Origin of the sequence: Citrobacter amalonaticus, from assembly GCF_002918555.1 — a bacterium.
Taxonomy (GTDB): Bacteria; Pseudomonadota; Gammaproteobacteria; order Enterobacterales; family Enterobacteriaceae; genus Citrobacter_C; species Citrobacter_C amalonaticus_A.
The window spans coordinates 266,828-285,332 of the sequence record NZ_PQMB01000002.1 but is presented as its reverse complement, the minus strand read 5'-3'; the positions used below and the strand labels follow the sequence as shown (position 1 = coordinate 285,332).

Annotated in this window: 17 protein-coding genes; 12 read left to right on the top strand and 5 right to left on the bottom strand. The window is 50.4% G+C overall.

The window, feature by feature from the left end; all coding sequences use genetic code 11:
- Window positions 1-90: 90 nt before the first annotated feature.
- Window positions 91-2,025, bottom strand: a complete 1,935-nt coding sequence (yeaG, locus tag C3432_RS06725) for a protein kinase YeaG (RefSeq protein WP_103775882.1) — start codon at window positions 2,023-2,025, stop codon at window positions 91-93.
- 446 nt (window positions 2,026-2,471) lie between these two features.
- On the opposite strand from yeaG, the gene C3432_RS06720 reads away from it, so the two are divergent.
- Together C3432_RS06720 and C3432_RS06715 are read left to right on the top strand one after the other, a co-directional pair.
- Window positions 2,472-3,218 (top strand): MipA/OmpV family protein, encoded by a 747-nt coding sequence (locus tag C3432_RS06720; RefSeq protein WP_103775881.1) that lies wholly within the window; start codon window positions 2,472-2,474, stop codon window positions 3,216-3,218.
- A gap of 90 nt (window positions 3,219-3,308) precedes the next feature.
- Window positions 3,309-4,163 (top strand): aldo/keto reductase, encoded by an 855-nt coding sequence (locus C3432_RS06715; RefSeq protein WP_103775880.1) that lies wholly within the window; start codon window positions 3,309-3,311, stop codon window positions 4,161-4,163.
- A 42-nt stretch (window positions 4,164-4,205) separates the two neighbouring features.
- Here the strand turns inward: C3432_RS06715 and C3432_RS06710 are convergent, their stop codons facing one another.
- Both C3432_RS06710 and gapA read right to left on the bottom strand, forming a co-directional pair.
- Window positions 4,206-5,090 (bottom strand): D-hexose-6-phosphate mutarotase, encoded by an 885-nt coding sequence (locus tag C3432_RS06710; protein WP_103775879.1) that lies wholly within the window; start codon window positions 5,088-5,090, stop codon window positions 4,206-4,208.
- Window positions 5,091-5,344: 254 nt separating this feature from the next.
- The gene (gapA, locus tag C3432_RS06705) at window positions 5,345-6,340 is read right to left on the bottom strand and encodes a glyceraldehyde-3-phosphate dehydrogenase (protein ID WP_012132666.1); all 996 of its coding nucleotides are present in this window, start codon (window positions 6,338-6,340) and stop codon (window positions 5,345-5,347) included.
- A gap of 341 nt (window positions 6,341-6,681) precedes the next feature.
- Here gapA and msrB point away from each other — a divergent pair, with 341 nt between their 5' ends.
- The 10 genes from msrB (at window position 6,682) to C3432_RS06655 (ending at window position 16,792) form a co-directional block, all read left to right on the top strand.
- Window positions 6,682-7,095, top strand: a complete 414-nt coding sequence (gene msrB / locus C3432_RS06700; RefSeq protein ID WP_103776926.1) for a peptide-methionine (R)-S-oxide reductase MsrB — start codon at window positions 6,682-6,684, stop codon at window positions 7,093-7,095.
- Between the two features lie 41 nt (window positions 7,096-7,136).
- Window positions 7,137-7,415, top strand: coding sequence for a YeaC family protein (locus C3432_RS06695; RefSeq protein ID WP_103775878.1), 279 nt, complete (start codon window positions 7,137-7,139; stop codon window positions 7,413-7,415).
- A gap of 460 nt (window positions 7,416-7,875) precedes the next feature.
- The gene (locus C3432_RS06690; protein WP_103775877.1) at window positions 7,876-8,952 is read left to right on the top strand and encodes a zinc-binding dehydrogenase; all 1,077 of its coding nucleotides are present in this window, start codon (window positions 7,876-7,878) and stop codon (window positions 8,950-8,952) included.
- A gap of 26 nt (window positions 8,953-8,978) precedes the next feature.
- Complete coding sequence (locus C3432_RS06685; RefSeq protein WP_103775876.1) at window positions 8,979-10,358, top strand: MFS transporter; 1,380 nt, start codon at window positions 8,979-8,981, stop codon at window positions 10,356-10,358.
- Window positions 10,359-10,368: 10 nt separating this feature from the next.
- Complete coding sequence (locus C3432_RS06680) at window positions 10,369-11,412, top strand: NAD(P)-dependent alcohol dehydrogenase (RefSeq protein ID WP_103775875.1); 1,044 nt, start codon at window positions 10,369-10,371, stop codon at window positions 11,410-11,412.
- A 144-nt stretch (window positions 11,413-11,556) separates the two neighbouring features.
- The gene (locus C3432_RS06675; protein ID WP_103775874.1) at window positions 11,557-12,393 is read left to right on the top strand and encodes a ketose-bisphosphate aldolase; all 837 of its coding nucleotides are present in this window, start codon (window positions 11,557-11,559) and stop codon (window positions 12,391-12,393) included.
- 4 nt (window positions 12,394-12,397) lie between these two features.
- A complete protein-coding gene (locus C3432_RS06670) occupies window positions 12,398-13,345 on the top strand; it encodes a carbohydrate kinase family protein (RefSeq protein WP_103775873.1) in 948 nt (315 codons plus the stop codon).
- Between the two features lie 9 nt (window positions 13,346-13,354).
- Window positions 13,355-14,338 carry an NADH-dependent methylglyoxal reductase gene (gene ydjG / locus C3432_RS06665; RefSeq protein WP_103775872.1) on the top strand — a complete coding sequence of 328 codons (984 nt, stop codon included), beginning with the start codon at window positions 13,355-13,357 and terminating at the stop codon, window positions 14,336-14,338.
- 135 nt (window positions 14,339-14,473) lie between these two features.
- Window positions 14,474-15,232, top strand: coding sequence for a DeoR/GlpR family DNA-binding transcription regulator (locus C3432_RS06660; RefSeq protein ID WP_103775871.1), 759 nt, complete (start codon window positions 14,474-14,476; stop codon window positions 15,230-15,232).
- Window positions 15,233-15,433: 201 nt separating this feature from the next.
- A complete protein-coding gene (locus tag C3432_RS06655) occupies window positions 15,434-16,792 on the top strand; it encodes an MFS transporter (protein ID WP_103775870.1) in 1,359 nt (452 codons plus the stop codon).
- A gap of 40 nt (window positions 16,793-16,832) precedes the next feature.
- On the opposite strand, the gene pncA is transcribed toward C3432_RS06655, so the two are convergent.
- A complete protein-coding gene (gene pncA, locus C3432_RS06650; RefSeq protein WP_103775869.1) occupies window positions 16,833-17,474 on the bottom strand; it encodes a bifunctional nicotinamidase/pyrazinamidase in 642 nt (213 codons plus the stop codon).
- 10 nt (window positions 17,475-17,484) lie between these two features.
- The gene (gene ansA / locus C3432_RS06645) at window positions 17,485-18,501 is read right to left on the bottom strand and encodes an asparaginase (RefSeq protein WP_103775868.1); all 1,017 of its coding nucleotides are present in this window, start codon (window positions 18,499-18,501) and stop codon (window positions 17,485-17,487) included.
- Window positions 18,502-18,505: the final 4 nt, after the last annotated feature.

Genomic DNA, 18,505 nt, shown 5'->3' with positions numbered 1-18,505 from the left:
CAACTTTACGCTATATCAGTAATGCCGCGTATCCGGCCTACCGTTAGCTGTCGTTGTAGGCCCGGTAGCGAAACCGCCACCGGGCAGGTATTAAGACGATTTACGTACGCGCAGATACCATTCGCACAGTAAACGCACCTGTTTACGGGTATAGCCTTTCTCCATCATTCGATCGACAAAATCGTCGTGTTTTTTCTGCTCGTCGGTTGAGGTCTTGGCGTTGAACGAAATCACCGGCAGCAGCTCTTCGGTATTGGAGAACATTTTTTTCTCAATAACCGTGCGCAGTTTTTCGTAGCTGGTCCAGTTCGGATTTCGTCCGCTGTTATTCGCTCTGGCACGCAGTACGAAATTGACGATCTCATTACGGAAATCTTTTGGATTACTGATCCCCGCCGGTTTCTCAATTTTCTCCAGTTCGGCATTCAGCGACTCGCGGTCAAACAACTGACCGGTATCCGGGTCGCGATATTCCTGGTCCTGGATCCAGAAGTCCGCATACGTGACATAACGGTCAAAAATGTTTTGCCCGTATTCAGAGTAGGACTCCAGATAAGCTGTCTGAATCTCTTTGCCGATAAACTCAGCGTATTTGGGAATCAGATAACCTTTAAGGAACTCCAGATAGCGTTCTGCCTGCTCCTGAGGGAACTGCTCACGTTCGATTTGCTGCTCCAGTACATAGAACAAATGTACCGGGTTTGCTGCGACTTCAGCATGGTCAAAGTTAAACACGCGGGAGAGGATTTTAAACGCGAAGCGCGTAGACAGGCCGTTCATCCCTTCGTCCACTCCGGCGTAGTCCCGATACTCCTGATAAGATTTCGCTTTCGGATCGGTATCTTTCAGGCTCTCGCCATCATAGACGCGCATTTTTGAGTAGATACTTGAGTTTTCCGGCTCTTTCAGGCGGGAAAGGATCGAGAAGCGCGACAGCGTTTCCAGGGTGCCTGGTGCGCATGGCGCATGGGTCAGCTCACTGTGGTTAAGCAATTTCTCGTAGATTTTTATCTCTTCGGAAATGCGTAAGCAATAGGGCACCTTCACGATATACACGCGGTCGAGGAAGGCTTCGTTGTTTTTGTTGTTACGGAACGTCACCCATTCGGATTCGTTCGAGTGAGCAAGAATAATCCCGTTAAACGGCAGGGCAGAGATGCCTTCCGTCCCGTTGTAGTTTCCTTCCTGGGTGGCGGTCAGCAGAGGATGCAGCACCTTTATCGGTGCTTTAAACATCTCGACGAACTCCATGATCCCCTGGTTGGCCCGGCACAGTGCGCCAGAATACCCATAGGCATCCGGATCGTTCTGGGCGTGATTTTCAAGTTTGCGGATATCCACTTTCCCAACCAGCGCAGAGATATCCTGGTTGTTTTCATCGCCAGGCTCTGTTTTGGCGATGGCGATTTGTTCAAGAATCGACGGCCAGACTTTGACGACGCGGAATTTGGTAATATCCCCGCCGAACTCATGCAGACGCTTCGCCGCCCACGGTGACATGATCGTACCGAGATAGCGACGCGGAATGGCGTACTCTTTTTCGAGGATCTGGGCGTCTTCCTGCGGATTAAACAGGCATAATGGATGATCGTTAACCGGACTGCGTTCACCGTTGGCGCTCAGGACATAAACAGGTACACGCTGCATCAACGCTTTCAGTCGCTCGGCAAGCGATGATTTACCGCCCCCCACAGGTCCCAGCAGATACAGGATCTGTTTCTTCTCTTCCAGCCCCTGAGCCGCGTGCTTCAGATAAGAGACAATCTGTTCAATCGCGTCTTCCATGCCGTAAAACTCTTCAAATGCGGGGTAGCGAGCGATAACCCGGTTTGAAAAGAGTCGAGAAAGTCGAGGTTCCTGGGCAGTATCGACCATGACAGGCTCACCAATAGCCATCAATAGCCGCTCTGCCGCGTTGGCATAAGCACTGCGATCTTGCCGACAAGTGGTAAGAAACTCCTGCAGTGTGAACTCTTCGTCCTTGGCAGCTTCATAGCGCTGGCGATAGTGATCGAATATATTCATGGTATGCCGTCCTTTCGTTTTTTAGCACATGTTAAGAGCCGTTCATATGAATAGTAGAGGCTCCCGGAAGAGGTAAACTGAACGACGTCTCCAGCTGTCTCGTGTGTTAAAAAAACAGCAACTCTCGTGCCATTTTGCAAAGCGTGAGATCAACGTGCCCGGTGATACACCTTCTAAATTTAAGCGTAGATGGCATTTGCAAAACTTGCCTATGCTCACAAATGAATTTCAATGGCATATCAATAACTCATCCGCGAAAAATGCCTGGTTAATGTAAAGAAAATGCCTGCCGTTCACGCAAATTTCATTTGACTGCGGTCTGGATGTCATCTCTGGTAGTGAAATTAGACGGTTACATTCTGTAAGGAGTTAGTAAAATAGTTGGGTTGAAACGTATTGGCAGTTACACTTTATCCGCTAAACATTTGATTAAGGAATGATAGATTGTGACCAAACTCAAACTTCTGACTCTTGGCGTGCTTATCGCAACGTCTGCTACCGTCGCGCAAGCCGAAAGCAATCTGACGCTGGGCGCAGGCGTTGGTGTGGTTGAACACCCTTATAAAAATTATGATACCGATGTTTATCCGGTTCCGGTTATCAACTATGAAGGAGATAACTTCTGGTTCCGTGGTTTAGGTGGCGGTTATTACCTGTGGAATGACACGGCGGATAAGCTGTCGATTACCGCGTACTGGTCACCAATGTACTTCAAACCGGGTGACAGCGACGATCGCCAGCTGCGCCGACTCGACAGGCGTAAGAGCACCATGATGGCCGGTTTGTCTTACGTTCATCATACCCAGTATGGTTTCCTGAGGACGACGCTGGCGGGCGACACGCTGGATAACAGCAACGGTTTCGTCTGGGATCTGGCCTGGTTGTACCGTTACACTCAGGGTGCTCTGACCGTCACGCCGGGTATTGGTGTTGAGTGGAACAGCGAAAACCAGAACGAATACTACTACGGTGTTTCGCGTAAAGAGTCTTCCCGCAGTGGTCTGCGCGGTTACAATCCGAACGACAGCTGGAACCCGTATCTTGAGCTTAGCGCCAACTATAACTTCCTCGGGGACTGGAGTGTTTACGGTACGGCGCGTTATACCCGCCTGTCTGACGAAATTACCGACAGCCCAATGGTGGATAAATCCTGGACTGGGCTGATTTCTACCGGGATTACCTACAAATTCTGATTGTGCATTATCACAGTGCAATTTGTGCATCAAAACAGGGCGTTTACGCCCTGTTTTGCTTTACGGTGGTGCATAAACCTGGAGGGTGTGATGACAGATAAACAGATTGTATTTGCCAGAGATATTACCCTCCCTGCTATCGGGCAGGGAACGTGGTATATGGGCGAGAATGCCTCTCATCGTCGGACGGAAGTTGCTGCACTGCGCGCGGGCATTGAGCTGGGGTTAACGCTTATTGATACCGCCGAAATGTATGCAGACGGCGGGGCTGAAGAGGTGGTGGGGGAAGCATTGTCGGGGTTACGTGATAACGTCTTTCTGGTGTCCAAAGTCTATCCGTGGAATGCGGGCGGGCAAAAGGCCATCGCTGCCTGCGAGGGGAGTCTGCGCCGTCTGAACACCGATTATCTGGATCTCTATTTGTTGCACTGGTCGGGCAGTTATTCCTTTGAAGAAACCGTTGAGGCAATGGAAACGCTTATCGCGCAGGGGAAAATCCGCCGCTGGGGCGTTTCTAATCTTGATTACGACGATATGCAGGATTTGTGGCGGGTTGCTGGCGGCGAGCAGTGCGCCGCTAACCAGGTGCTTTACCATCTGGCATCCCGTGGTATTGAATACGATCTGCTCCCCTGGTGTCAGCAGCATAAGCTTCCGGTGATGGCTTACAGCCCGCTGGCACAGGCCGGACGGCTACGTAATGGTCTGCTGACGCATCCTGTGGTGAATGACATCGCCCGTACGCACAATGCCAGTACGGCACAGATTCTGCTGGCATGGGTGATTAGTCATCAGGGGGTGATGGCGATTCCGAAAGCGGCGAGCGTTGAACATGTAAAACAGAACGCGGCGGCGATGGCGTTGACTCTGACCGCAGAGGATTTAAAACGGCTGGATGCAGCTTATCCGGCGCCGAAGGGCAAAACGTCGCTGGATATGGTGTGATACAACATCACTCTCCCGTAGGGGGAGAGTGATTTCTGACGATTAACGTTTTGCAACGCGAATAGTTTGCGCCAGACGGGAAGGTTTCTCTTCGGTGGTCTTTTGCTGCGCGGTGGCGTACGCCGTTTCGACGCACACAAATGTCTTATAGCCGTCATCGGGCATGTCGCCCATGCTGATGGACAGCGCCGGACCAGGATTCCAGCCCACCACGTTCAGATGGTGATGATGGACAACGTCGATGTTGCGGCCCAGAGAATCATCATGGATAACGCTGCACGCTTCCGGGTTTACATACACACGGTCGGTGCGATCCGGGAACGTTTGTACGCCATCAGCCAGCACGCCTTCCTGGGCATCGTTAACCTTGTCAATATAACGGTCGCCCAGTCCGCTAACGCTGACCGCCGCAATATCGCCAACATTAAAGTAGGTATGCAGGGCAGAGGTGGTTGCGAATTCACCGTGCGCTTCCAGCTCGATCTCGCAGGTTTGAGCCACCTTAAAGCGTGCCAGCAGGGTGAAATCGTGTTCCCAGTATCGCCGGGTAGCGTCGCTGCTCTGCAATTCAAACGTCAGCACCACACCATTGTCATCTTCGTTGTGCGCTTTCAGCGTCCACGGAAGATTACGGGCAAAGCCGTGGGCCGGGAGGCCTTGCTGTGCCGCCGGACCAAACCACGGCCAGCAGATTGGTACGCCGCCGCGTATCGCAACGCCGGTTTTGAACGGCGTGTTGTTGCTTAACCACAACACGTCTTCGGCACCCGCCGGTTTCCAGGAAAGCAGATGCGCCCCCTGTAATGCAAAGGAAGCTTTCACCTGCGGATGATCGATGACGATGACGTCAAGGTCGTCGAGCTGGCGGCGGGAGAGGACAGGGGTAATTTGTTCGATGACCGGAAGTGCAAAAATTTTATTAATCATTACGCAATCCTTTTTTTACCCTAAATAATTCGAGTTGCAGGACGGCGGCAAGTGAACGACAAATTCGTCAGGAACGAATTTGAACAACCGAAGGTTGCCTTCGCTCAGGGACATCCCGATGAGCTTACTGTAGTAAGTGATTCGGGTGAGAGAGCGTAGCCAACACACCTGCAATTTGAAGTATGACGGGTATATCTTCAGACAAAAAAAAGAGCGACCTGAGTCGCTCTTACAGATTACTGTTTCATCTCAACTTATTTGGAGATGTGAGCAATCAGATCCAGAACTTTGTTGGAGTAACCAGTTTCGTTATCGTACCAGGAGACCAGTTTCACAAAGTTGTCGTTCAGTGCGATACCTGCTTTAGCATCGAACACGGAAGTGCAAACTTCGCCGTTGAAATCGGTGGATACAACGTCATCTTCGGTGTAACCCAGAACGCCTTTCATCGGGCCTTCGGAAGCAGCTTTGATTGCTTTCTTGATGTCTTCGTAAGAAGCAGCTTTTTCCAGACGAACGGTCAGGTCAACAACGGATACGTTCGGAGTCGGAACGCGGAACGCCATACCAGTCAGTTTGCCATTCAGTTCTGGCAGTACTTTACCTACAGCTTTAGCCGCACCGGTAGAGGATGGGATGATGTTCTGAGCCGCACCACGGCCGCCGCGCCAGTCTTTATGAGACGGGCCGTCAACGGTTTTCTGAGTTGCGGTGGTCGCGTGAACGGTAGTCATCAGACCTTCGATGATACCGAAGTTGTCGTTGATAACTTTAGCCAGCGGCGCCAGGCAGTTAGTGGTGCAGGAAGCGTTAGAAACGATGTCCTGGCCTTCGTATTTGTCAAAGTTAGCGCCTTTAACAAACATTGGGGTGTTGTCTTTGGACGGACCAGTCAGAACCACTTTTTTCGCACCCGCAGTGATGTGCTTACGAGCGGTTTCGTCGGTCAGGAAGATACCGGTAGCTTCAGCAACTACGTCAACACCAACTTCGTCCCATTTCAGGTTAGCCGGATCGCGCTCAGCGGTAACACGGATTTTTTTACCGTTAACGATCAGATGACCGTCTTTCACTTCAACGGTACCGTCGAAACGACCGTGAGTGGAGTCATATTTCAGCATGTAAGCCATGTATTCAGCGTCTAACAGATCGTTGATTGCAACAATCTCGATGTCAGAACGTTTCTGAGCAGCACGGAAAACAATGCGACCGATACGGCCAAAACCGTTGATACCTACTTTGATAGTCATATATTCCACCAGCTATTTGTTAGTGAATAAAAGGTTGCCTGTAAAATTACAAAAACCTTACGCAGCGTCAAGCGGAATCGTGTCAATCATTGCGACAAATCAATCCTCTGCACAAGCTTTGCGCGGCTGACTCGCCTCACTCTTCCTTTGGGCTTGAAACCACATGGGGGCGGCGCCCCGGATTTTAAAGGGCAATGGCGACAAAATTGTGATTAACATCACGATTTGCAGGCTGCCATTTCGTAAGGATCAAGTTTAGAACAAAAGTTGGTACTGTGTTGTTAATGTTTTGTTAGAATAAGTCACGCAATGTGAGTGTGTTTAAAGCGAGATGTATGCAAATGGCTAACAAACCTTCGGCAGAAGAGCTGAAAAAAAACTTGTCCGAAATGCAGTTCTACGTGACGCAGAATCACGGTACAGAACCGCCATTTACCGGACATTTGCTACATAACAAACGTGACGGAGTTTACCACTGTCTGATCTGCGATGCGCCACTGTTCAACGCCCAAACTAAGTATGATTCCGGCTGCGGCTGGCCCAGTTTTTATGAGCCTGTAAGCGAGGATTCTATCCATTATATCAAAGACTTCTCGCATGGCATGCAGCGTATTGAGATCCGTTGCGGCAACTGCGACGCCCATCTGGGGCACGTCTTTCCTGACGGTCCACAACCGACAGGTGAACGTTACTGCGTCAATTCAGCATCGTTAAGCTTTACCGATGAAGAAAGCGGTGAACAAACCAAAGGTTGAAAAAACGATTCAGCAAATTATTCCACGGGAGCGGATATATCATGAATCTGGATGAGATGATGAACAGTATGACGCCGGAAGTTTACCAGCGTTTGTCTACCGCCGTTGAACTGGGGAAATGGCCGGATGGTGTGCCGCTGACCCCGGAACAAAAAGAGAACAGCCTGCAGCTGGTGATGCTGTGGCAGGCTCGCCACAATACTGACGCTCAGCATATGACGATTGATACCAATGGTCAGATGGTAATGAAGAGCAAGCAGCAGTTAAAAGAGGATTTCGGCATTACGCCAAAGCCGATTGCGACGCTGAAAGTACAGTAAACTGTCAGAGGCCGGGTAGGGCGGAACTGCCACCCGGCGCTCTTTACGCATGAATGTTTAGTTCCCGGCAAATCCGTTAGTTGTTTTGCCCGCGGGTAGTTATCATCCGCACACCATTTCCCAGAACACCGTCCCTCCTGGCCCTCTCTTTTAGAGGTTATTCGCTTTAATACCACGGTATTTGTGCCTGGCTGACCCTCCCGCTTTTCGGACTTTCCCTGCGATTTCTGTACTGAACCGGTGAACACCGTCGTCAAGAGAGAACAGCGCAGGGGCACGCCACCTTTTGCGAAACTGCTTTCGCGTGCCTGTATTTTCCTGGCGCAGTTTCTTCGTATTTGTGATCTAAGTTGTGAAATGCAGATCATTATCTGTGTTTTAAAGATTCAATGTTGACCTCAAAGATTTTGTGGGTAAGTATGATGGACATTGATGCAAAACCAGACACAAAGGAAGAGCAATGAAAGCACTGGCAAGATTTGGTAAGGCTTTTGGCGGCTACAAGATGATTGACGTTCCGCAACCCGTGTGCGGCCCTGATGATGTGGTGATTGAAATTAAGGCAGCGGCGATCTGCGGCGCCGATATGAAACATTACAACGTCGATAGCGGTTCCGATCGGTTCAACTCCATCCGTGGCCATGAGTTTGCGGGGCGCATTGCGCAGGTCGGCGAGAACGTAAAAGACTGGAAGGTCGGCCAACGCGTGGTTTCCGACAACAGCGGGCATGTCTGCGGTGTCTGTCCCGCCTGTGAACAGGGTGATTTTCTGTGTTGTACAGAAAAAGTGAATCTGGGGCTGGATAATAATACCTGGGGAGGGGGTTTTTCGAAATACTGTCTGGTGCCAGGGGAAATTCTGAAAATTCATCGCCATGCGCTTTGGGAGATCCCGGAAAACGTCGATTACGAAGAGGCTGCGGTTTTAGACCCTATCTGCAACGCCTACAAATCCATCGCTCAGCAATCCAGATTCTTACCGGGTCAGGACGTCGTGGTGATCGGAACGGGTCCGCTGGGTCTGTTCTCCGTGCAGATGGCCCGCATTATGGGCGCGGTAAATATTGTCATGGTTGGTCTGGAAGAGGATGTTCCCGTTCGTTTCCCTGTTGCGAAAGAACTTGGCGCAACGGCGGTCGTTAATGGTTCCACGGAAGACGTTGTGGCGCGCTGTCAGGCCATTTGCGGGAAGGACAATCTTGGTCTGGTGATCGAATGTTCCGGCGCCAACATTGCACTTAAGCAATCTATTGAGATGCTGCGTCCTAACGGCGAAGTCGTGCGCGTGGGGATGGGCTTTAAGCCGCTCGATTTCTCTATTAACGACATCACCGCGTGGAACAAAAGCATTATTGGACATATGGCCTATGACTCCACCTCCTGGCGCAATTCAATCCGCCTGCTTGCCAGCGGCGCTATCAAAGTAAAACCGATGATTACCCATCGTATCGGCCTGTCGCAGTGGCGGGAAGGCTTTGATGCGATGGTTGATAAAACCGCGATCAAAGTGATTATGACCTACGACTTTGATGAATAACCCTTCTGGTAAAGGAACGTTATCGCATGGAACAGATAACAAAACCACACTGCGGCGCCCGGCTTGATCGACTACCGGACTGCCGCTGGCACGCATCAATGTTTGCGATGGTCGCCTTTGGGTTACTTGTCTGCTGGAGTAATGCCGTCGGCGGATTGATCCTCGCGCAGCTCAAAGAGTTAGGCTGGACTGATAATTCCACAACCGCGACCTTTTCCGCGATAACGACGGCGGGGATGTTTCTCGGTGCCCTGGTCGGGGGAATTATCGGTGATAAAACCGGGCGCAGAAATGCCTTTATCCTCTATGAAGCGATTCATATTGCCGCCATGGTCGTTGGTGCATTCTCGCCGAATATGGATTTCCTTATCGCCTGCCGTTTTGTTATGGGGACAGGGCTGGGGGCATTACTGGTCACCCTGTTTGCCGGATTTACAGAGTATATGCCAGGGAGAAATCGGGGAACCTGGTCAAGCCGGGTCTCTTTTATCGGCAACTGGTCATATCCATTGTGTTCACTGATTGCAATGGGGCTGACGCCGTTAATTAGCGCAGAGTGGAACTGGCGCGTGCAGTTGCTAATCCCGGCCGTATTATCACTCATTGCCACCGCATTTGCCTGGCGCTGGTTCCCGGAGTCTCCCCGTTGGCTGGAATCTCGCGGGCGCTACCAGGAAGCCGAAAAGGTGATGCAGGCAATTGAAGAGGGCGTGATGCGACAAACGGGTCAACCATTGCCGCCGGTTGTTATCGAAGACAATGGAAAACCGCCGCGTTCAGTTCCGTATTCCGCATTACTGACCGGTGTATTACTCAGGCGCGTTATTTTAGGTTCCTGCGTACTGATCGCCATGAACGTGGTGCAATACACCTTAATTAACTGGTTGCCGACCATATTCATGACCCAGGGAATCAACCTGAAAGATTCTATTGTTTTAAATACGATGAGTATGTTCGGCGCGCCGTTTGGTATTTTTATCGCCATGCTGGTGATGGATAAAATTCCACGTAAAACAATGGGCGTTGGTTTATTAATATTGATTGCCGTGCTGGGATATATCTATTCGCTACAAACCAGTATGCTGCTTATTACCTTAATTGGCTTTTTCCTGATTACCTTTGTCTATATGTACGTCTGCTACGCCTCGGCGGTTTATGTCCCGGAAATCTGGCCTACGGAAGCGAAGCTTCGTGGCTCTGGTCTGGCAAACGCCGTCGGCAGAATCAGCGGGATTGCAGCGCCCTATGCCGTTGCTGTGCTACTCAACGGATATGGCGTCACGGGTGTCTTCATCCTGCTGGGTGCCGTCTCGATAATTGTTGCCGTCGCCATTGCCACTATCGGAATAGAAACGAAAGGTGTCTCGGTCGAAAGTCTGGGGATTGATACGGTGACGAGTAAATAAAGGAATGAATATGCAAAACTCAAAAGCGATATTAAAAACACCGGGTACGATGAAAATTATAGCCGCTGATATTCCGGTGCCGAAAGAACATGAAGTCCTGATTAAAGTAGAGTATGTCGGTATTTGTGGTTCTGATGTGCACGGTTTTGAATCGGGGCCGTTTATTCCGCCAAAAGATCCGAATCAGGAGATTGGCCTGGGCCATGAGTGCGCCGGAACGGTGGTGGCTGTGGGTAACCGCGTAAGTCAATTTAAACCGGGCGATCGGGTGAATATTGAACCTGGCGTACCGTGCGGTCACTGTCGTTACTGCCGGGAAGGTAAATACAACATCTGCCCGGATGTCGATTTTATGGCGACCCAGCCAAATTACCGCGGCGCCTTAACGCACTACCTGTGCCATCCCGAGAGTTTCACTTATAAGCTTCCGGACAACATGGACACCCTGGAAGGTGCGCTGGTGGAACCCGCTGCTGTCGGGATGCATGCAGCAATGTTGGCGGACGTTAAGCCAGGCAAGAAGATTGTCATTCTCGGGGCGGGTTGCATTGGTTTGATGACATTGCAGGCCTGTAAATGCCTTGGCGCGACGGACATTGCGGTAGTTGATGTGCTGGAAAAACGGCTGGCAATGGCTGAACAGCTTGGCGCATCAATCGTCATCAATGGCGCAAAAGAGGACACCGTTGCACGTTGTCAGCAATTTTCCGGGGAGATGGGGGCTGACATTGTTTTTGAAACAGCGGGTTCCGCCGTCACCGTCAGGCAAACGCCCTGGTTGGTGATGCGCGGTGGGAAAATCATGATTGTCGGCACTGTACCAGGGGACTCCGCGATTAATTTTCTCAAAATTAACCGTGAAGTGACGATCCAGACCGTTTTCCGCTACGCCAACCGCTATCCGGTCACTATTGAAGCCATTTCCTCAGGTCGTTTCGATGTGAAATCGATGGTGACACATATTTATGATTATGAAGAGGTACAACGAGCATTTGATGAGTCGGTAAATAACAAACGCGACATTATTAAGGGTGTTATTAAGATTATCCCCTAAATAATTCGGGTTGCAGGAGGGCGGCAAGGGAGCAAATTCCCATGAGGGTATATAAGTATGTGACTGGGGGGAGTGACAAAACCAATCCATCTGCAACTTAAAATATGACGGGTGTAGTGATTAATTTAAACGGGAGAAACAACGATGCTGGCAGATATTAAATATTGGGAAAACGATGCGCAAAATAAACAGTATGCCATTGCCCATTTTAACGTATGGAACGCGGAAATGTTGATGGGCGTTATTGATGCGGCGGAAGAGACGAAATCGCCGGTCATTATCTCCTTTGGTACCGGGTTTGTTGGAAATACGTCATTTGAAGACTTTTCACATATGATGGTCTCGATGGCTGAAAAGGCATCGGTTCCGGTTATTACCCACTGGGATCATGGGCGCAGCATGGAGATTATCCATAACGCCTGGACGCACGGTATGAATTCGTTAATGCGTGACGCCTCCGCTTTTGATTTTGAAGAAAATATTCGTCTGACGAAAGAGGCCGTTGATTTCTTCCATCCGCTGGGTATTCCGGTTGAAGCTGAGTTGGGTCACGTGGGGAACGAAACGGTCTATGAAGAGGCGCTGGCGGGATACCACTATACCGACCCCGACCAGGCGGCAGAGTTTGTGGCGCGGACGGGCTGTGATTCGCTGGCCGTTGCCATCGGTAATCAGCATGGCGTCTATACCTCCGAACCAAAGCTGAACTTTGAGGTGGTGGAGCGTGTGCGTCAGGCGGTTTCTGTGCCGCTGGTATTACACGGGGCTTCCGGCATCAGCGACGCCGATATCAAAAAGGCCATTTCACTCGGTATTGCCAAGATCAATATCCATACTGAACTGTGCCAGGCGGCTATGGAGGCGGTGAAAGAGAATCAGGATCAGCCGTTCCTCCATCTGGAGCGCGAAGTGCGCAAAGCGGTAAAAGCGCGCGCGCTGGAAAAAATCAAACTGTTTGGTTCAGACGGCAAAGCGGAATGATGATATGGACGACATTGAGGTGCTTTGCATTGGTGCGGCAATCGTCGATATACCTTTGCAACCGGTCAGTAAAAATATTTTTGATGTAGATTCGTATCCTCTGGACCGAATAGCCATGACCACGGGGGGCGATGCCATAAATGAAGCCACGATTATTTCCCGCCTTGGGCATCGCACGGCGTTAATGAGTCGCGTTGGCGATGATGCGGCAGGTCATTTTATTCTCGAACATTGCCGTAAAGAGAATATTGATATTCAGAGTCTGAAACAGGACGCTGAAATTGATACCTCCATTAATGTTGGATTGGTTACCGCTGATGGTGAGCGGACTTTTGTCACCAATCGCAATGGCAGCCTGTGGAAATTGAATATTAACGATATCGATTTTGATCGATTTTCACAGGTCAAACTGCTGTCGCTGGCGAGTATTTTCAATAGCCCACTGCTGGATGGCAAAGCATTAACGGAGATCTTCACCCAGGCGAAGGCGCAGCAGCTAATTATTTGTGCTGACATGATCAAGCCCCGGCTGAACGAAACGCTGGAGGATATTCGTGAGGCGCTGAGCTTTGTCGATTATCTGTTCCCTAATGTTGACGAAGCTAAAAAGCTCACCGGGAAAGAGACGCTGGAGGAGATCGCGGAGACGTTTTTACAGTGCGGAGTGAAAACGGTGGTGATTAAAACCGGCAAGCAAGGCTGCTTTATCAAACGCGCGGATATGAAAATGGAGGTGCCTGCGGTCTCAGGGATTACCGCCATCGATACCATTGGGGCAGGCGATAATTTTGCCTCTGGATTTATCTCTGCGCTGCTTGAGGGAAAAACGCTGCGTGAATGTGCGCTGTTTGCCAATGCGACAGCCGCGATATCAGTACTGAGCGTGGGGGCGACAACGGGTGTGAAGAACAGAAAGCTGGTGGAACAACTCCTGGATGAATACGAAGGATAATAGCGGCAGATGAAAATGATACCTTTAGGCAGTACAGATATTAAGCTCTCGCGAATGGGATTAGGTACCTGGGCCATCGGCGGCGGCCCAGCGTGGAATGGCGATCTCGATTTACAAATCTGCATTGATACCATTGTCGAGGCGCATCGTTGTGGCATCAATTTGATTGATACCGCGCCAGGCTATAACTTTGGCAATAGCGAGGTGATTGTAGGTCAGGCGCTGAAGCAGTTGCCGCGTAGCGAAATCGTTGTTGAAACGAAATGTGGGATTGTCTGGGAGCGGGAAGGGAGCCTGTTCAATAAAGTTGGCGATCGCCAGTTGTATAAAAACCTTTCTCCGGAATCGATTCGGGAAGAGGTCGAGGCCAGTTTGCAACGCTTAGGGATCGATTGCATCGACATTTATATGACCCACTGGCAGTCGGTGCCGCCGTTTTTTACACCGATTGCAGAAACTGTTGCTGTTCTCAATGAGTTGAAGGCTGAAGGAAAAATCCGTTCTATCGGGGCCGCGAACGTGGACGCCAGCCATATCCGGGAATACCTGATACAAGGTGAGCTGGATATTGTGCAGGCAAAATACAGCATTCTGGATCGGACGCTGGAAACCGAGTTGTTGCCGCTATGTCGTGAGCACGGCATCGTTGTACAGGTTTACTCTCCGCTGGAGCAGGGATTACTCACCGGCACGATAACACGTGACTACATCCCCGGCGGTGCACGAGCGAACAAAGTCTGGTTCCAGCGTGAGAATATGTTACGCGTAATCGATATGCTGGATCGGTGGCGGCCGCTGTGCGACAAATACCGTTGCTCTATTCCAACGCTGGCGCTGGCCTGGATACTGAAACAAAGTGAGTTAATTTCAATACTCAGCGGCGCAACCTCCCCGGAGCAGGTTCGCGAGAACGTTGAAGCACTGGCTATCACATTAACGGATGATGATTCATTATTGATGAGGGAAATGGCCGAGTCGCTAAGTAATAAATAGATGCAACAAACGACACCTCTGTTTCTGTGTAAAAAATGTGAAAATCTGTGATTCGGACATGTTCTTTTGAAAATAAACATGGCCTGTGAGATACTAACTACTTATCATGACGTTGAAGGGAACAGAGGTGTAATTGTGGCGGCAAAAGACAGGATTCTGGCAATTAAGCAAATGGTTGCTAATGACAAGAAAGTGGTGGTTTCTAATTTAAGTACGCTATTTCAGGTTACCGAAGAGACGATACGCCGCGATCTGGAGAAACTCGAAGATGAAGGTTTTTTAACGCGAACTTATGGTGGTGCCGTATTAAATACGACGGCCTTATCCGACAATATTCACTTTTATAAACGTGCGAAATCGTTTTATGAAGAGAAGCAGGTTATTGCGCGTAATGCACTACCTTTTATTAAAAATAAGACCACGATGGCGGCAGACTCCAGCAGTACGGCAATGGAGTTGTTGAAACTGCTGAAGGAAAGAAATGATCTTACGCTATTAACCAATTCAGCAGAAGCTTTTCATGAGCTGGCGCAATCGGAGATTAACGTTGTTTCGACCGGTGGCGAATTAAATAAGAATACGCTCTCCTTACAGGGGCGGATCACTAAAGAGATCATCAGTCGCTATCACGTAGATATTATGGTGATGAGCTGTAAAGGTCTGGACATGGCTAGTGGCGCACTTGACTCCAACGAGGCTGAAGCGGAGATCAAGAAAACCATGATACGTCAGGCTACGGAGGTCGCGCTGTTGGTGGATCATTCAAAGTTTGATCGCAAAGCCTTTGTGCAGTTAGTTGATTTAAGCCATATCAATTACATTATAACGAATAAAGCACCAGGTGCGGAATGGATCGCATTTTGCATAAAAAATAACATTCAGCTGATCTATTAAGTGTGAATTTTTCACAGTCGGTATTATTTTGGTTTTCACCTGGTGAATGTTAAATAAAAAGTGATGATGAATGACGCGGCAACGTCAAACCTGCCGCGAGGGTCACGGTTTAATATACTCGTCGTATTCCGAGTGCAAAATACAGATTATGCTCTGCAAATTTCGGGCTACCGGAAAATAATGAGCATTTAAGGTACCCAGATGGAACAATATGATCATATCGGCGCAAGACTGGACCGCTTGCCTTTGGCCCGGTTTCATTTTCGCATCTTTGGCATTATCAGTTATAGCTTATTACTGACCGGTTTTCTTAGCTATTCCGGTAATGTGGTACTGGCAAAACTGGTGAGTAATGGTTGGTCAAATAATTTCCTCAACGCGGCATTTACCTCGGCGTTGATGTTCGGCTATTTTATCGGCTCCCTTACCGGCGGCTTTATTGGCGATTATCTCGGGCGCCGGAAAGCGTTTCGCATGAATTTGCTGATTGTGGGCGTCTCCGCAACCGCGGCCTCTTTTGTTCCCAACATGTACTGGCTTATCTTCTTTCGTTGTTTGATGGGAACAGGTATGGGGGCGCTTATCATGGTGGGGTATGCGTCTTTCACCGAGTTTATTCCGGCTACGGTCAGAGGAAAATGGTCTGCCAGACTCTCTTTTGTCGGTAACTGGTCACCGATGCTGTCTGCGGCCATTGGGGTGGTTGTCATTGCCTTTTTGAGCTGGCGAATGATGTTTTTAATCGGTGGAGCAGGCATGCTGCTGGCTTGGTATCTTTCAGGGAAATATTTCATTGAATCACCACGCTGGCTGGCAGGTAAAGGCCAGCAAAGCGCCGCGGAACGCCATCTGCGCGATGTTGAAATTCAGATAGAGAAAGAGAAGAACATCACGTTGCCAGCACCACCCGGCAAACCTGGAACGCATTCGGTCAATGAGGAACGCGGGTCATTCTGGCTGCTGTTTAAAGGACAGATGCTGCGCCGCACGCTGGTGGCGATTACCGTGCTTATCGCGATGAATATTTCGCTTTATACCATTACGGTATGGATCCCGACTATTTTTGTTAACTCAGGTATTGATGTCACCAAATCGATATTTATGACCGCAATTATTATGATTGGCGCGCCAGTGGGCATCTTTATTGCTGCGCTGATTATTGACCGTTATCCACGGCGGCTATTTGGTTCCTTGCTGCTGGTCATCATTGCGCTGCTGGGATACTTCTATTCAATTCAGACCGCTGAATGGGCCATTCTGAGCTATGGTCTGGCGATGATCTGTTTCCTGTATATGTACGTCTGTTTTGCCTCGGCGGTCTACGTACCGGAACTTTGGCCGACACATTTACGCCTGCGCGGTTCGGGGTTTGTGAATGCGGTAGGGCGCATTGTGGCGGTGTTTACGCCGTACGGCGTGGCGGTTTTACTGACGCAATATGGTTCAGTGACCGTGTTTATTGTGCTGGGGGCGATGCTGGTTGTCTGCGCGCTGATCCTGTTTTTCTTTGGTATCGAAACGCGGAAGGTATCGCTGGAGGAAATTTCCAGTCTGAGCTGAACGTGGAAGGATGGCGAGGGAAACGCCATCCTTTGGTGGGCTAGCTGTGCGTCTCTTCCCAGTCGGCGAGGGTGTAAAGCGTGGCGCCTGCCGCTGCCATCTCCATAAAGGCGTAGGTACTGTCCTGTGCCTGAATATTCACCCCGCGGCAGCCGTCGGTGATCACGTTCACGGTATAACCCAGTTGCAGGGCGTCCAGGACGGTAAACTTCACGCAATAATCGGTGGCTAACCCCATCACTATCAGCTCATTGACGCTCTGTGCGCGCAACCAGTCATCCAGCGCCGTTTTTTGACGACGTCCGTTATCGAAAAAAGCGCTGTAGCTATCCACTAAGGGGTTTTCCCCTTTGTGAAAAACGGCAGCAATGGCTTTTTGGTTCAGAAGAGGATGAAATGCAGCACCATCGCTATTTTGCACACAGTGATCGGGCCAGAAGGTTTGCGGCAGACCGTCAAGCTGGCCCTGACTGTACGGTTTTACATGATGCTGACTGGCAAAACTGCCATGATTAACGGGATGCCAGTCCAGACTGGCAATCACCGCATCACCGCGCGACTGGCACCCGGCGATCAAATGGTTGGCTACATCCACCGTCGAGTCGCCTTCCGGCACCGCCAGCGCGCCGCCAGCACAGAAATCGTTTTGAAGGTCGACAAGTAATAAAGCTCGCTGGGTCATCACATTCTCCTTAATCATCCGGCGTCAGTTCGCCACGCAGATTTTGCGTCATCGCGGTGCGAATCGCATCCGTATCCAGCCCCTGACTTAGCAGGTAGTGTAACTTGGTGAGCGTGGCCTCTACTGTCATATCCGCGCCGCCAATCACCCCGGCGTGCGCCAGCGCATTGCCGGTGGCGTAACCGCCCATATTGACTTTGCCCGACATGCACTGTGTCAGATTGACCACCACAATGCCGCGCGTGCTGGCCTCCGAAAGCTCTTTAAGGAACTCTTTATTCTGCGGGGCGTTGCCCACGCCGTAGGAGCGGAGAATCAGCGCCTTCACTGGCTGACGCAGGAAGTTTCGCACCACATCGGCGGAGATACCGGGATAAATGGTCACCACGCCAATCGGCTGGGGAGTGATCGGATGCACGATCAGCGGACCTTCCCCATGCGGTGCAGGCGGTGTCCCTAAGCGCCGAATATGGATCCCGGCCTCCAGCAGCGGCTGAAGGTTAGGGGAGGCAAAAGCATCAAAACCGTCGGCGTGTGCTTTGGTGGTGCGGTTGCCGCGAAAGAGTCGGTTATTAAAGAACAGAGTGACTTCGTTAATCGGGTAGTTTGCCGCGACATACAGCGCGTTGAGCAAATTGATTTGTCCGTCGGAACGCAGTTCGGCCAGCGGAATTTGTGACCCTGTCACAATGACGGGTTTACCCAGATTCTCCAGCATGAATGAGAGCGCTGAGGCGGTGAACGCCATCGTGTCGGTACCGTGCAGGATAACGAAGCCATCGTATTCGTCGTAATGCGCCCTGATATCGTCGGCGATATGCTGCCAGTCTTCTGGCGTCATATCTGAGGAGTCCATCAACGGGGCGTATTCATGAATGGTAAAATCTGGCATTTCGGGACGATGAAATTCGGGCATCAGCGCCAGCTGGCGTTGCAGGTGACCCGAAACCGGGATGTAACCCTGTTCTGAACGCTGCATACCGATAGTACCGCCGGTATAGGCAACGTAAATTGATTTTTTCTGCATGGCT